Annotated in this window: 12 protein-coding genes and 2 tRNA genes; 4 read left to right on the top strand and 10 right to left on the bottom strand. The window is 60.0% G+C overall.

The features are described 5' to 3' along the window. Positions 1-172: 172 nt before the first annotated feature. The 10 genes from AYR47_RS09890 to rnr all read right to left on the bottom strand — a co-directional run bounded on the left by AYR47_RS09890 (position 173) and on the right by rnr (position 11,206). Entirely contained in the window at positions 173-622 is a 450-nt protein-coding gene (locus tag AYR47_RS09890; protein WP_061435089.1) for a hypothetical protein, read from the bottom strand. Beyond that, positions 619-1,539 (bottom strand): hypothetical protein, encoded by a 921-nt coding sequence (locus tag AYR47_RS09885; RefSeq protein WP_033897403.1) that lies wholly within the window; start codon positions 1,537-1,539, stop codon positions 619-621. Before AYR47_RS09885 ends, AYR47_RS09890 begins: the two co-directional genes overlap by 4 nt. Positions 1,540-1,647: 108 nt before the next feature. Further along, positions 1,648-3,951 (bottom strand): YgiQ family radical SAM protein, encoded by a 2,304-nt coding sequence (locus tag AYR47_RS09880; protein WP_038851243.1) that lies wholly within the window; start codon positions 3,949-3,951, stop codon positions 1,648-1,650. 96 nt (positions 3,952-4,047) lie between these two features. Next, on the bottom strand, positions 4,048-5,445 hold the full coding sequence (gene dnaB, locus AYR47_RS09875; protein ID WP_016976916.1) for a replicative DNA helicase: 1,398 nt from the start codon (positions 5,443-5,445) through the stop codon (positions 4,048-4,050). 111 nt (positions 5,446-5,556) lie between these two features. Then, positions 5,557-6,003 carry a 50S ribosomal protein L9 gene (rplI, locus tag AYR47_RS09870; protein WP_003171376.1) on the bottom strand — a complete coding sequence of 149 codons (447 nt, stop codon included), beginning with the start codon at positions 6,001-6,003 and terminating at the stop codon, positions 5,557-5,559. An 18-nt stretch (positions 6,004-6,021) separates the two neighbouring features. Beyond that, on the bottom strand, positions 6,022-6,915 hold the full coding sequence (locus AYR47_RS09865) for a hypothetical protein (protein ID WP_033897405.1): 894 nt from the start codon (positions 6,913-6,915) through the stop codon (positions 6,022-6,024). Between the two features lie 36 nt (positions 6,916-6,951). Then, a complete protein-coding gene (rpsR, locus tag AYR47_RS09860) occupies positions 6,952-7,182 on the bottom strand; it encodes a 30S ribosomal protein S18 (RefSeq protein ID WP_002551829.1) in 231 nt (76 codons plus the stop codon). Positions 7,183-7,210: 28 nt separating this feature from the next. Further along, on the bottom strand, positions 7,211-7,633 hold the full coding sequence (rpsF, locus tag AYR47_RS09855) for a 30S ribosomal protein S6 (protein ID WP_003236224.1): 423 nt from the start codon (positions 7,631-7,633) through the stop codon (positions 7,211-7,213). Positions 7,634-7,826: 193 nt separating this feature from the next. Further along, positions 7,827-8,582: a 23S rRNA (guanosine(2251)-2'-O)-methyltransferase RlmB gene (gene rlmB, locus AYR47_RS09850; RefSeq protein WP_017734971.1), complete on the bottom strand. Its 756-nt coding sequence runs from the start codon at positions 8,580-8,582 to the stop codon at positions 7,827-7,829. Beyond that, on the bottom strand, positions 8,579-11,206 hold the full coding sequence (gene rnr / locus AYR47_RS09845) for a ribonuclease R (protein ID WP_033897406.1): 2,628 nt from the start codon (positions 11,204-11,206) through the stop codon (positions 8,579-8,581). Before rnr ends, rlmB begins: the two co-directional genes overlap by 4 nt. A gap of 224 nt (positions 11,207-11,430) precedes the next feature. Here rnr and AYR47_RS09840 point away from each other — a divergent pair. From AYR47_RS09840 to AYR47_RS09825, 4 genes are all read left to right on the top strand, one after another. Next, positions 11,431-11,517 (top strand) — tRNA-Leu (locus AYR47_RS09840). A gap of 152 nt (positions 11,518-11,669) precedes the next feature. Continuing rightward, positions 11,670-11,756: transfer RNA gene (locus AYR47_RS09835), tRNA-Leu, on the top strand. Positions 11,757-11,915: 159 nt separating this feature from the next. Beyond that, positions 11,916-12,941 carry an iron ABC transporter substrate-binding protein gene (locus AYR47_RS09830; protein WP_033898457.1) on the top strand — a complete coding sequence of 342 codons (1,026 nt, stop codon included), beginning with the start codon at positions 11,916-11,918 and terminating at the stop codon, positions 12,939-12,941. After that, a complete protein-coding gene (locus AYR47_RS09825; protein WP_061435087.1) occupies positions 12,941-14,506 on the top strand; it encodes an ABC transporter permease in 1,566 nt (521 codons plus the stop codon). The genes AYR47_RS09830 and AYR47_RS09825 overlap by 1 nt, the downstream gene beginning before the upstream one ends. Positions 14,507-14,529: the final 23 nt, after the last annotated feature.

Raw genomic sequence — 14,529 nt, 5'->3', positions numbered from 1 at the left:
GCCAGGGCATGGAAACAAAGCGCGCAAGACTTATGCCAGAGCGGCGGTCATTGCGCTTTATCGTAAGACCCGGTGCAGTACAGCACCAAAACAGCGCCAACGGCGGTGCCATGGTGCAAGTGACGCACATATTTGTGGCGTCGGTGTGAAGGTGGGTGGGGAATCTACCCAATCACAGGGATTTGTGGCGGGCAATCACGGCTTCACGCAGGAGGCGCACTTCGCGCAGTTTCTGGCGCATTTCGCGGTGGCGCTGGCTGTTGAGCAGTAGCAGCCCGATTAACGGGAACAGCAAGCCCAAGCCAAACATGAACCGGTGCGGCTGATCACTGAAGGTGGGCAATACACCCAGAAAGCAGAGCCCCAGTAGCCCTATCAGTGGCCATACCCACTGCGGATGTCCACGGGCAATCATGAAGTTGCAATGCACAACGACCAAGGTGAGTGCTATGCCTCCCAGGAAGGAATACTTGGCGTTGTCCTCCATAGAAAGGCCGGGTAAATAACTGTCGAAAAACTGCGGTACCGCAAACACCAAGGTAAAAATGGAGGCGAATATCGCCCCCATGAACACCGGAAAATAGGTCGATAGAAAGCGGCGGATACTGGGAAATTCGCTCATTGCTCGGCTTCCTCATACAACCCTACGGCAATCGTGCGCACGTTCCCCGAAACCGCGCTGCCGGTGAAACCGATGGCAGCGCCCAAGGCATCCTTGATTTGCGTCACCGTCGCGTGCTTGACCTCAGTGGGCGTAAACCGCTTTGGCAGCTCGCCAGACAGTTGCTTCAACTTGATCATCTTCGACGTGAGGCGCGGGTCGTTGATGCTCAATAGCTCCTTCGTGAGTTTGGCACGCTCCTGACGGTTCAAGCCACGGAGCACCTCTCTTACACTTTTCCCGGTGGTCGCTTTGTTCAGCCGGACCAGTTTGAGCGTCGCCAGCGACGATGCACCCACCCCGACCAACGAGGCGGCATCCAACGCAATCATGGTGTATTGGTACCACTCTTCGCTGTCGAGCTGATCATTCTTGGCGGGGTTGCGGATTTCATTCACGGTGCGATAGCCGCTGGCGAAACACTGCACTGAACTGGCGGCGGCGGCGGTGTAGCCGAGTGCCACGACCACCGAACTGGCCCCCGCCGAAAACGGAACCGCGACCGAACCACTGAGCACCACAATCCATCCGATCACCGCACCAGCACATGACAAGGTGGTATTCACCGCTTCGCCCACTAATCGCGATTCGCGTGGATTGTCTTGCACCTGCTGGGCGAATTGCGTGGGTGCGATGTACTTCTGCGCCTCACGCAGGATCAACCGCTTAGGCGCGATGCTGCAGATGGGTTGGAATTCGCGCAGGGTCACCACGTTGAAATCGGCGTCGATGTACACGACACCCGCGCCGACGATGGCGGGATCGGCGTCGATGGCTGCAAACAGGCGCGGCAGGTTGATCTGGCTTTCGATGCGCTGGCGCGCCATGAACTGTGAGCGGTTGGAATCCATGCCGATGCCGGCCAGGGGGTTAGCCATGTTTTTCTTCCTTGAACTGAATGGGCGCCACCTTAACAAACCGCCCACCCAGCGCCTAGAAAGCAAAACGCCAGCACGAGGCTGGCGTTTTGCATATTCAGGCTGCGATCAACGCGGCACCACCGGCTTGCGCGCAGGCTTGCCGCCCTTGCCCTTGGCCGCATCGCTGCGTTCCTTGGCGGCCTGCTTGTTGCGCGCCTGGGCGGCGGCCTTGGCTTGCTCACGCTTGTCCCACGGGTTGCTGCCGTCGCTGCCGCGAGGAGGCAAACCGGTGTGCTGGGTGAGGATCTTGGTGGTGGTTTCCTTGGCGACCTTATGGCTGCCGGCCGGCGTCGAGTTCTTGCGACGGGCACTCTGGTAGCTGTCGGTGCTTGGCTGGTGCAGCGGGATCAGTTGGTCCTTGCCTGGCCCGATCAAGTCGGCACGGCCCATGCGGGTCAGCGCTTCACGCAGCATCGGCCAGCCTTTCGGGTCGTGATAGCGCAGGAAGGCCTTGTGCAGACGGCGCTGGTCTTCGCTCTTGACGATGGTCACCGCGTCGCTCTTGTAGGTAACCTTGCGCAGCGGGTTCTTGCCCGAGTGGTACATCGCGGTGGCGGTGGCCATCGGCGACGGGTAGAACGCCTGCACCTGGTCGGCACGGAAGCCGTTGCCCTTGAGCCACAGGGCCAGGTTCATCATGTCTTCATCGGTGGTGCCGGGGTGAGCGGCGATGAAGTAAGGAATCAGGTACTGCTCCTTGCCCGCTTCCTTGGTGTACTTCTCGAACATGCGTTTGAACTTGTCATAGCTGCCAATGCCCGGTTTCATCATCTGGTTGAGCGGACCTTCCTCGGTGTGTTCCGGGGCAATCTTCAGGTAGCCACCCACGTGGTGGGTGACCAGCTCTTTTACGTATTCCGGCGACTCGACGGCCAGGTCATAGCGCAGGCCGGAGGCGATCAGGATCTTCTTCACACCCGGCAACGCACGGGCGCTGCGGTACAGCTGGATCAACGACGAGTGATCGGTGTTCAGGTTCGGGCAGATGCCGGGGAACACGCACGATGGCTTGCGGCACGCGGATTCGATTTCCGGGCTCTTGCAGGCGATGCGGTACATGTTCGCAGTCGGGCCGCCGAGGTCGGAGATCACGCCGGTAAAGCCTGGGACCTTGTCGCGGATCTCTTCGATCTCGCGGATGATCGACTCTTCGGAGCGGTTCTGGATGATGCGGCCTTCGTGCTCGGTGATCGAGCAGAAGGTGCAGCCGCCAAAGCAGCCACGCATGATGTTCACCGAGAAACGGATCATGTCGTAGGCCGGGATCTTTTCCTTGCCATACGCCGGGTGCGGGACGCGGGCGTAAGGCATGCCGAACACGTAGTCCATTTCTTCGGTGGTCATGGGGATGGGCGGCGGGTTGAACCACACGTCCACTTCGCCGTGCTTCTGCACCAGGGCGCGGGCGTTGCCTGGGTTGGTTTCCAGGTGCAACACGCGGTTGGCGTGGGCGTAGAGCACCGCATCGCCACGGACTTTCTCCACCGACGGCAGGCGGATCACGGTCTTGTCGCGGGTCATGCGCGGGCTGGCCAGGATCTGTACGACCTTGGCCTCTTCCGGGTCATCCACCGGACCTTTTTCCTGCTCGATGGCGCAGGCCTGGGTGTCCTGGGTATTCACGTACGGGTTAATGATCTTGTCGATCTTGCCCGGACGGTCGATACGCGTGGAGTCCACTTCGTACCAGCCCACTGGCGTGTCACGGCGAATGAACGCGGTGCCGCGCACGTCGGTAATGTCTTCGATCTTGTGGCCCCACGACAGGCGCTGGGCAACCTCGACAATCGCACGCTCGGCGTTGCCGTACAGCAGGATGTCGGCAGTGGCGTCGATCAGGATCGAGTTGCGCACGCGGTCCTGCCAGTAGTCGTAGTGGGCGATGCGACGCAGGGAGGCTTCGATGCCGCCGAGTACGATCGGCACGTTCTTGTAGGCTTCCTTGCAACGCTGGCTGTACACCAGGCTGGCGCGGTCCGGGCGTTTGCCGGCCATGCCGCCAGGGGTGTAGGCGTCGTCGGAACGGATTTTCTTGTCGGCGGTGTAGCGGTTGATCATCGAGTCCATGTTGCCGGCCGCGACGCCGAAGAACAGGTTCGGCTCGCCGAGCTTCATGAAGTCGTCTTTGGACTGCCAGTTCGGCTGGGCAATGATCCCGACGCGAAAGCCCTGGGACTCCAGCAGCCGGCCGATGATCGCCATGCCGAACGACGGATGGTCAACGTACGCATCACCGGTGACGATGATGATGTCGCAGGAATCCCAGCCAAGCTGATCCATCTCCTCCCTGCTCATCGGCAGGAATGGCGCTGGACCGAAACATTCGGCCCAGTACTTGGGATAGTCAAATAACGGCTTGGCTGTTTGCATGACGGTGACCGGTGTTGAGATGGAAAATCGCGGGCGCGGAATATAGCACAAATTTTGACCAATTCCGACGGTAATGGTCGGAATTGAGCAGACGGGTTATTCGTCGTCGTCGAAGTTGTAGCTGCCCGGCGCGAGGTTCTCGAAGCGGGTGTACTTACCGATGAAGGCCAGGCGGATAAAACCGATGGGGCCGTTCCGCTGCTTGCCGATGATGATCTCGGCAATGCCCTTGTGCTCGGTCTCGGGGTGGTACACCTCGTCGCGGTACACGAACATGATCACGTCGGCGTCCTGCTCGATCGCTCCGGATTCCCGCAAGTCGGAGTTCACCGGGCGCTTGTTGGGGCGTTGTTCCAGGGAACGGTTGAGCTGGGACAGCGCCACCACCGGGCAGTTGAATTCCTTGGCCAGGGCCTTCAAGGACCGGGAGATCTCGGAAATCTCGTTGGTCCGGCTGTCACCGCTGGAGCCCGGGATCTGCATCAACTGCAGGTAGTCGATCATGATCAGCGCGATGTCGCCGTGTTCACGCACCAGGCGGCGGGTACGTGCGCGCATCTCCGAGGGGCTGATACCCGCGGTGTCGTCGATGAACAGCTTGCGGTCATTGAGCAGGTTGACCGCCGAGGTCAGGCGCGGCCAGTCGTCGTCTTCCAGCTGGCCGGAACGCACCTTGGTCTGATCGATACGGCCCAGGGACGAGAGCATCCGCATGATCAGCGATTCACCGGGCATCTCCAGGGAGTACACCAGGACGGTCTTGTCGCTGCGCAGCACGGCGTTTTCCACCAGGTTCATCGCAAAGGTGGTCTTACCCATGGAGGGACGACCGGCGACGATGATCAAGTCGGACGGCTGCAGACCGCTGGTCTTCTCGTCCAGGTCCGCATAACCGGTAGAAATACCGGTGATGGCCGCGTCGGTGTTGAACAGGGTGTCGATACGGTCGATGGCCTTGGTCAACAGCTCGTTGACGCCGACCGGGCCGCCGGTTTTCGGGCGGGCCTCGGCGATCTGGAAGATCTGGCGCTCGGCTTCGTCGAGGATTTCTTCGGCGGTACGCCCTTCCGGGTTGAAGGCGCTGTCGGCGATCTCTGTGCTGATGCCGATCAGTTGCCGCAGCGTGGCCCGCTGGCGGACGATCTGGGCATAAGCCTTGATGTTGGCGACGGACGGCGTGTTTTTCGCCAGTTCGCCGAGGTAGCCGAGGCCGCCGACCTGGGAGGTCTGGCCTTCCTTGTCCAGCTGCTCGGCCAGGGTCACCACGTCGATCGGTGAGTTCTGGTCGGCCAGTTTGGCGATGGCGCGGAAGATCAGGCGGTGGTCATGGCGATAGAAGTCACCGTCCGAGACTTGATCCAGCACGCGTTCCCAGGCGTTGTTGTCCAGCATCAAACCACCGAGCACGGCCTGTTCGGCCTCGATGGAATGCGGCGGCACCTTCAGGGCAGCGGTTTGCAGATCGTATTGCTCAGGAGCTGAAATATCGTTCATGGCCACTTGGAATTTAGGGGTGTGTAGAAAAACAAAAGGCACGACCTGTAAACAGGATCGTGCCCGATGTTAACTGCCTGGCACGCGAGGTGCCAGTCAGTTAGGTGCTGCTTAAGCTGCTACCACGACAACGCGTACGGTGGCTTCAACTTCGGCGTGCAGGTGCACGGCTACGTCGAATTCGCCTACGTTGCGGATGGTGCCGTTCGGCAGACGAACTTCGCTCTTCTGCACTTCAACGCCGGAGGCGGTCAGTGCATCAGCGATGTCGTGGGTGCCGATCGAACCGAACAGCTTGCCTTCGTCACCGGCGGTGGCAGTGATAGTCACTTCCAGCTCAGCCAGTTGGGCAGCGCGAGTTTCGGCCGAAGCTTTTTTGTCTGCTGCTGCTTTTTCCAGCTCAGCACGACGCTCTTCAAACGCAGCCAGGTTGGCAGCGGTTGCAGCGGTGGCTTTGCCGTATGGCAGCAGGTAGTTACGACCGTAACCGGCCTTAACGTTCACTTTGTCGCCCAGGTTGCCCAGGTTGGCGACTTTTTCCAGAAGGATCAGTTGCATGTGAAAATCCTCTAACTTTTAACCTTCACCGTTCGCGTTATCGGCGTCTTTCGGCGCCAGACGACCGCGAAAATCAATCAGGCCGTCGACAATGGCCAAAACCACGAGTAACGGATAGATCAGTTGCATGAACACCAGCATCGTTACGTACATCCCCACCAGCCAGAACTTGGCCAGGCGCTTCTGCGCGACCAGCCCGTGAATCAGGGCCAGTCCGGAAAACACCAGCGGTACGCTGCAAAACAGCACTAGCAGGGTGGCTTGTGAACCGAAGTACGGTCCGACCATCATGAGTGCCAGCAGCAACATCGCCGGGCCCACGGGGATTCTGATACTGCGAAATTCGCGACCAAAACCACCCGGGTTGTACAACAACGCCTGCCAATATCGCCCAAGCATCAGGCTCAGCAAACTGACGATCTGCATCATTACCGCCATCAGGCCGATCAGGGCCGGTGCAATCAGTGTTGCCAGTCGCGCTCGCTCTTCTACCGACAGCTGCTGGTAGAGTTCCCCGAGGGCCATCGGCAGGATCTTGGCGATCTCTTGCGACAGTACCTCGATTTGCGGGCGGAAAGCCGCGTCAATCAACACCGAAAACACCAACCCCAATGCCACGCTGACCAGCAGCGTGCGGACCCAGGACTCACTTGCGCGCAAAACCAACGCAAGGCTCGACGACCCCAGCAGCACCAGAAGCACTTTGGGTTCGCCCAGTTGCAGCCACCAGATCAAGGCGGCCACGACTCCCAGGGCCAGGATACCCAGGGCATCCTGCAAACCGCGCCGCAGGAGCACAAGGCACCCAGCGGCAGCAGCCAACCAATACAACAACGGCAATGCTGCACATCCAGCCACTACGAGAGTGGCCTGCACACGACCGCGCATGATGAACTCAGCTAAGGCGCGCATGCATTCAATCCCTTACTACTTGTCGACTGCCCGGTCTCAGCGGCCGTGGCTGTCGGTGTAGGCCAGCAGGGCCAGGAAGCGGGCGCGCTTGATAGCGGTGGCCAGCTGACGCTGATAACGTGCTTTGGTACCGGTGATACGGCTTGGAACGATTTTGCCGGTCTCGGATACGTAGGCTTTCAGAGTGTTGAGATCTTTGTAATCGATCTCTTTCACGTCTTCAGCGGTGAAGCGGCAGAATTTACGACGACGGAAGAAACGTGCCATTTGATAGGCTCCTTAAAAGGTCCGTGGATTACTCGTCAGCGTTATCGCTGTTGTCGCTGTCATCACTATCAGCGCTATCAGCGCCTTCGTGCTCAGGACGGTCGCGACGCTCACGGCGCTCACTGCGGTTTTCTTCAGCCTTGAGCATCTCGGATTGGCCGGTAACGGCTTCTTCGCGACGGATGACCAGGTTACGGATCACAGCATCGTTGTAGCGGAAGTTGTCTTCCAGCTCGGCCAGGGCCTTGCCAGTGCACTCAACGTTCAGCATCACGTAGTGAGCCTTGTGAACATTGTTGATTGCGTAGGCCAGTTGACGACGGCCCCAATCTTCCAGACGGTGGATTTTGCCGCCGTCTTCTTCGATCAGCTTGGTGTAACGCTCAACCATGCCGCCGACTTGCTCGCTTTGATCCGGGTGGACCAAAAAGATGATTTCGTAATGACGCATGAATGCTCCTTACGGGTTGTAGCCTGCCGCTCAAAAACGGTCAGACAAGGAGTGAATGACACTTATGGATCTTGCCGCAGGGAGGCACATCGGTGCCCGCCAGGAAGGCAAGGGGCGCAATTGTAGAGAAGGGGGAGGAAGCGTGCAAGGTGATTGGTGATTATTTGAACAATCACCAATCACTGCGGGTGGATCATTTCTTCGATTTGGCCTTGGCGCCACGCTGGCGCTGGGCTTCAAACAGGCACACGCCGGTGGCAACCGACACGTTGAGGCTGCTGACGCTACCAGCCATCGGCAGATGGACCAGGTAATCGCAGTGTTCGCGGGTCAGGCGACGCATGCCTTTGCCCTCGGCGCCCATGATCAGGATGGTTGGGCCGGTGAGGTCCTGGTCATAAATGCTGACCTCGGCCTCGCCTGCCGTGCCCACAACCCACAGGCCGCGCTGCTGGAGTTTCTCCAGAGTGCGCGCCAGGTTGGTCACAGCCACCAAAGGAATCACTTCCGCCGCGCCGCAGGCGACCTTACGCACGACCGGCGTCAGGGTCGCGGACTTGTCTTTAGGCACGATCACCGCCAGCGCACCGGCAGCATCTGCCGAACGCAGGCAGGCGCCGAGGTTGTGCGGATCGGTCACGCCGTCCAGCACCAGCAGCAACGGCGCGCCTTCGGTGCGATCAAGCAGCTCGTCGAGCATCGCCTCGCCCCAGACCTGGCTCGGGCTGACGTCCGCCACGACGCCCTGGTGGACGCCTTCGACCCACACGTCCATTTCGCGACGCTCGGCCTGGCCGATGGCAACCTTGTTTTGGGTCGCCAACTCAACCAGCGCTTGCACGCGCGGCTCGCTGCGGCCTTCGGCCAACCACACTTGCTTGACGCGTTTAGGGTGGTGACGCAGCAGTGCTTCTACGGCGTGCACGCCGTAGATTTTTTCCAGACTCATGACTTGGCCTTAGGTTTGCGCGACCCGCCACTCTTGGCAGGGCCCGAACCCGCTTTTGGCGGGCCTTTACGGTGTTTACTTGGCTTGCTCGACGGACTTTCCGCCCCGCGGGACTTTCCCCCAGACGCCGCTTTACCACCGCTTTTGGCTTCGTTGAGCAACTGCTGCTTCAACTCGCGGCTCTTGCGCAGCTCGGCGTTTTTCGCCGCCGCATCGCTTGGGCGGTAGGCTTCGGGGGCCTTTTCCTTCGCGGACGGACGACGACCGGCCTTGGCAGGTGCAGGCTCGGCGGTCGCTGCTTTAGCAGGTGCTGCCTTGCCTTTGCTGGTCGGTTCGCTGCCGCGTTTTTTACGGCTGCCCGGCGATTCGGCTGGCTTGTCGGACATGCCGAAGTCGATCTTGCGCTCGTCGAGGTCGACGCGCATGACCTGCACTTCCACGGTATCGCCCAAACGGAAGCTGCGACCGGTGCGCTCGCCCGCCAGGCGGTGGTGCACAGGGTCGAAGTGGTAGTAGTCACCCGGCAACGCGGTGACGTGCACCAGGCCTTCGACGTAGATGTCGGTCAGCTCGACAAACAGACCAAAGCCGGTCACGGCAGTGATCACACCAGGGAAAGTCTCGCCTACGCGGTCTTTCATGAACTCGCACTTGAGCCAGTTCACCACGTCGCGGGTGGCTTCGTCGGCGCGGCGCTCGCTCATGGAGCACTGTTCGCCCAGCTGTTCCAGGGCCGCTTCGTCGTACGGATAGATCCGTGCTTTCGGAATGGTCATGGCACCGGCGCGCTTGACGTGCGGGGTGTTCTGCTTGGAGTGGATCACGCTGCGGATCGCGCGGTGCGTGAGCAGGTCCGGGTAACGGCGAATCGGCGAGGTGAAGTGGGTGTACGCCTCGTAATTCAGGCCGAAGTGGCCCTGGTTGTCAGCGCTGTACACCGCTTGGCTCAGCGAGCGCAGCATGACGGTCTGGATCACATGGTAATCCGGACGGTCCTTGATGCTGGCGAGCAGAGCCTGGTAGTCCTTCGGCGTCGGGCCGTCCTTGCCTTTGTGCAGGGACAGGCCGAGCTCGCCGAGGAATGCACGCAGCTTCTCCAGACGCTCCGGCGGCGGGCCGTCGTGCACGCGATACAACGCTGGAATTTCATGCTTCTTCAGGAATTCAGCGGTGGCCACGTTGGCGGCCAGCATGCATTCCTCGATCAGCTTGTGCGCATCGTTACGCGTGGTCGGGGTGATTGCGGCGATCTTGCGCTCGGAACCGAAGACAATCCGGGTTTCCTGGGTTTCAAAGTCGATCGCGCCACGTACGTGACGAGCGCCCAGCAACACCTTGTACAGCGCATAGAGCTGCTTGAGGTGCGGCACCACGCCAGCGTATTCGCTACGCAGGGCCTTGGCTTCGCTGGTCTTCGGCGTTTCCAGGATAGTGCTGACCTTGTTGTAGGTCAGGCGCGCCTGGGAATGGATCACCGCTTCGTAGAACTGGTAGTCAGTCATTTCGCCGGTTTTCGAGATGGTCATCTCGCACACCATGGCCAAACGGTCGACTTTCGGGTTCAGGGAGCACAGGCCGTTGGACAGCTGCTCGGGCAGCATCGGGATCACGCGCTCAGGGAAGTACACGGAGTTGCCGCGCACCTGGGCTTCGTTATCCAGGGCCGAACCGATCTTCACGTAGCTGGACACGTCGGCAATCGCGACGTACAACTTCCAGCCACCGGAGAACAGGCGCAGCTTGCCTGGCTTGGCTTCGCAGTAGACCGCATCGTCGAAGTCGCGGGCATCTTCGCCGTCGATGGTGACGAACGGCAGATGGCGCAGGTCGATGCGTTTTTCTTTGTCTTTCTCTTCCACTTCAGGCTTGAGCTTGCCGGCTTCTTTGAGCACAGCCTCAGGCCAGACGTGGGGAATATCGTAGGTGCGCAGCGCAACGTCGATTTCCATGCCCGGCGCCATGTAGTTGCCGACCACTTCAACGATATCGCCCTGGGGCTGGAAGCGTGCCGTTGGCCAGTGGGTGATCTTCACCTCGACGAACTGACCGACTTTGGCGGCGCCATTACGGCCCGGAGTGATCAGCACTTCCTGCTGGACCTTCGGGTTATCCGGCACCACAAAGCCGATGCCGCCTTCTTCGAAGTAACGGCCGACGATGGACTCGTGGGCACGGGACACCACTTCGACGATCACGCCTTCACGGCGACCGCGACGGTCCAGGCCGGAAACGCGCGCCAGGGCACGGTCGCCATCGAACACCAGGCGCATTTGCGCCGGGCTCATGAACAGGTCATCGCTGCCGTCGTCGGGGATCAGGAAGCCGAAACCATCACGGTGGCCGGCAATGCGGCCCAGGATCAGGTCGAGCTTATCCACAGGCGCGTAAGTACCACGGCGGGTGTAGATCAGTTGAGCATCACGTTCCATGGCACGCAAACGGCGGCGCAGGGCTTCGAGCTGGTCTTCGGTGGTCAGACCGAATTCTTCAACCAACTGCTCACGGCTAGCAGGCGAACCCCGATCGGCGAGATGCGCCAGGATCAGTTCGCGGCTAGGAATAGGGTTTTCATATTTTTCCGCTTCACGAGCGGCCTCGGGATCGAGGGACTGCCAATCGGCCATTAGAGAGTTTTCACCTTGTCTATATGCGGGTTAGTTTGGCATACGCGTATTGAAACGGGAAATTTCAGACGCCAACAAGCCTTTTAAAGCCCTTTGCAGCCCCCGGCAGGCACCTTGCACGACCATTGGCGAAATTTTCCAGGCTTTTTTCGTGGCAGGGCTTTACAGCTTAAAATCCCCTCCGTATAGTGCGCGCCATCGACGACGGCAACGTTGTTGATGCTGCCCAGGTGGTGAAATTGGTAGACACGCCAGCTTCAGGTGCTGGTGATCGCAAGGTCGTGGAAGTTCGAGTCTTCTCCTGGGCACCAAATTCAGATCAAACCCGCGAAAGCGGGTTTTTTCGTTTCAGGTCTTTGATTTTTAACGGAAAACTTGATTTATTTTTTCGAATCAGGGGTTTACAGATCAAAAAGCCCTCCGTATAGTTCGTCCCATCAACAGCGCAAGCGCTGCTGATAATGCCCAGGTGGTGAAATTGGTAGACACGCCAGCTTCAGGTGCTGGTGATCGCAAGGTCGTGGAAGTTCGAGTCTTCTCCTGGGCACCAAATTCAGATCAAACCCGCGAAAGCGGGTTTTTTCGTTTCCGGGCTTTAAAAACCTCATCTCGGAAACTTTCCCAGCGATTTCCCCCCTCGCCCGCACCTGAGAAACTTTATCGTTTATCCTTGTAAGTATTTGTTGCATACAAGTGAGGAACAACCCGGATGATGATCCGCGATACCCATCTCAAGACATCCCTTCTGCGTGGCCTGACCATCACTCTACTCGGCCTGACCCTGCTCTCGCCCACCGCCTACTCCGCCAACAAGGTTTCCCTGACCCTGTACAACGGCCAGCACAAAGAAGTCGGCGATGAACTCGCCAAAGCCTTCGAAGCCAAGACCGGCATTCACGTCAACGTGCGCAAAGGCAGCAGCAATCAGCTCGCCAGCCAGGTCGTGGAAGAAGGCGACCGCTCGCCTGCCGACGTGATCTACACCGAAGAATCGCCACCCCTGAACAAACTCGGCGAGCAAGGCCTGCTGGCCAAGATCGACGCCAGCACCCTCGACGTATTGCCCAAGGATTACGTCGGCGCCAACGGCGACTGGATGGGCGTGACCGCACGCACCCGCGTCGTGGCGTTCAATCCTAAATTGATCGCGGAAAAAGACCTGCCGAAATCGGTGCTGGATTTCGCCGGCCCCGAGTGGCAAGGCAAGGTCGGCTTTGTGCCCACCAGCGGCGCGTTCCAGGAACAGGCCGTGGCGATCATCAAGCTGCACGGGCGTGAAGCCGCCGAAGAATGGCTGACCGGCCTGCGCGCCTTCGGCAAGGTGTACAGCAACAACATGGTCGCCCTCAAAGCCGTTGAAAATGGCGAAGTGGCCACCGTACTGGTGAACAACTACTACTGGTTCGCCCTGAAGAAAGAAAAAACCAACCTGGACTCCCAACTGCATTACTTCACCGATGGCGATGCCGGTGGCTTGATCACCGTGTCTTCGGCGGCGGCGCTGAAATCCAGCAAGCATCCGAAAGAAGCCCAGCAACTGCTGGCGTTCATGGCCAGTGAAGAAGGCCAGCGCGTCATCACCAACACCTCGGCCGAATACCCGCTGCGCAAAGGCATGGAATCCAACCGTGGCCTCAAGCCTTTCAGCGAACTGCAACCGCCGAAAGTCACCCCCGCCGACCTGGGCAACGCCGAAGAAGCCTTGGATCTGGAACGTGACGTTGGCTTGAACTGATGAACCCATCGCTACCCGCCCCCGCCCTGCGCGGGGGGTTCAGCCCTAGGCGCAAGCGCCCGTCGATCTGGTTGTTGCTGCCCGTACTGTTGCTGGTCAGCTTGAGCTTGCTGCCGCTGGCCTATGTCGGGCTCAAGGCGTGGCAAGCCGGTTGGGCGGAGGCGGTGCACCTGCTCTGGCGGCCTTATGTGTTCGGGTTGCTGCGCAATACCATGGCGCTGATGATCGGGGTGACGGTGACGTGTGGCGCGATCGGCCTATCCCTGGCCTGGCTGCTGGAGCGCAGCAATCTGCCAGGGCGACGCATCTGGGGCGTGATCCTGTGCCTGCCGTTTGCGGTACCGGCGTTTGTCAGCAGCTTTACCTGGGTATCGCTGAGCGCCAGTTTCGAAGGGCTTGGCGGGGCGATCCTGGTGATGAGCCTGTCGAAATACCCGCTGGTTTTTTTGCCGGTGGCAGCGACCCTGCGCAATCTTGATCCCTCCCTGGAAGAGTCGGCCCGCACCCTGGGGCTGAATCGCTGGGGCGTGTTCTTTCGCATCACTTTGCCGCTGCTGTGGCCTTCGCTGCTGGCCGGGGCATTGTTGATCGCACTGCATATGCTGGTGGAGTTCGGCGCGCTGTCGATCATCGGTTTGCAGACCTTTACCACCGCCATCTACCAACAGTTCGAGCTCGAGTTCAGCAATGCGAATGCCGCGATGCTCTCGGCGGTGTTGCTGTTGATGTGCCTGACGCTGCTGTGGCTGGAGTTGCGCGTGCGCGGCAAGGGCCGGCATGTGCGTATTGGCCAGGGCGCGGCGCGGCATGCGGAGCAGGTTCGACTGGGTCAATGGGCGCCGTTGGGCCAAGTGTATTGCCTGGCGCTGGCGATCATCGGCAGCGGGATTCCGCTGGGGATGCTCGGTTATTGGTTGGCGGTGGGATCTTCTGCCGCTTTCCCAGTAGCAGAAATCGGTGAGGCGCTGCTGTCTTCATTGGCACTGTCCCTGGGCGGCGCCGCGCTTTGCCTGGTACTGGCGGTGCCGGTCGGGTTGCTGGTGGTGCGCTACAAAGGCCAGTTGGCGATCTGGGCCGAACGCCTGCCGTATCTGCTGCACGCCCTGCCCGGCTTGGTGATTGCGCTGACGCTGGTGTACTTCGCCCTGCACTATGTGCCGGCGCTGTACCAGACCTCGGCATTGCTGTTGATTGCTTATGCGCTGCTGTTTTTGCCGCTGGCCCAGGCGCCGATCCGTACCGCGCTGAACAAGGCTGCGCCGCAGCTTGAAGAGGCTGCACGCACGTTGGGGGCTTCATCGTTCGGTGCGTTTTGCAGGGTGACATTGCCGATTATCTTCCCGGCATTGGGGGCGGCGTTTGCGCTGGTGTTTCTGGATGCGATGAAGGAATTGACGGCGACGCTGCTGCTGAGCCCAACGGGGCTGAATACCTTGGCGACGGCGGTGTGGGCGCATACCTCGAATGTTGAATTCGCGGCTGCAGCGCCATATGCGGCGCTGTTGATTTTGGTGTCGGGGTTGCCGGTTTATCTGCTAACGACTCGGATGTATCTGAGCCGTTAAGATCGTTTTCGCGAGCAAGCCCG

The organism is Pseudomonas azotoformans (assembly GCF_001579805.1).
In the GTDB taxonomy this organism is placed as follows: domain Bacteria; phylum Pseudomonadota; class Gammaproteobacteria; order Pseudomonadales; family Pseudomonadaceae; genus Aquipseudomonas; species Aquipseudomonas azotoformans_A.
This window is presented reverse-complemented; position numbering and strand designations above follow the sequence as displayed.

Coding starts and splice junctions, on each gene's coding strand:
- AYR47_RS09890 (WP_061435089.1), bottom strand. CDS start 622: ATGAGCGAATTTCCCAGTATCCGCCGCTTTCTATCGACCTATTTTCCG.
- AYR47_RS09885 (WP_033897403.1), bottom strand. CDS start 1,539: ATGGCTAACCCCCTGGCCGGCATCGGCATGGATTCCAACCGCTCACAG.
- AYR47_RS09880 (WP_038851243.1), bottom strand. CDS start 3,951: ATGCAAACAGCCAAGCCGTTATTTGACTATCCCAAGTACTGGGCCGAA.
- dnaB (WP_016976916.1), bottom strand. CDS start 5,445: ATGAACGATATTTCAGCTCCTGAGCAATACGATCTGCAAACCGCTGCC.
- rplI (WP_003171376.1), bottom strand. CDS start 6,003: ATGCAACTGATCCTTCTGGAAAAAGTCGCCAACCTGGGCAACCTGGGC.
- AYR47_RS09865 (WP_033897405.1), bottom strand. CDS start 6,915: ATGCGCGCCTTAGCTGAGTTCATCATGCGCGGTCGTGTGCAGGCCACT.
- rpsR (WP_002551829.1), bottom strand. CDS start 7,182: ATGGCACGTTTCTTCCGTCGTCGTAAATTCTGCCGCTTCACCGCTGAA.
- rpsF (WP_003236224.1), bottom strand. CDS start 7,633: ATGCGTCATTACGAAATCATCTTTTTGGTCCACCCGGATCAAAGCGAG.
- rlmB (WP_017734971.1), bottom strand. CDS start 8,582: ATGAGTCTGGAAAAAATCTACGGCGTGCACGCCGTAGAAGCACTGCTG.
- rnr (WP_033897406.1), bottom strand. CDS start 11,206: ATGGCCGATTGGCAGTCCCTCGATCCCGAGGCCGCTCGTGAAGCGGAA.
- AYR47_RS09830 (WP_033898457.1), top strand. CDS start 11,916: ATGATGATCCGCGATACCCATCTCAAGACATCCCTTCTGCGTGGCCTG.
- AYR47_RS09825 (WP_061435087.1), top strand. CDS start 12,941: ATGAACCCATCGCTACCCGCCCCCGCCCTGCGCGGGGGGTTCAGCCCT.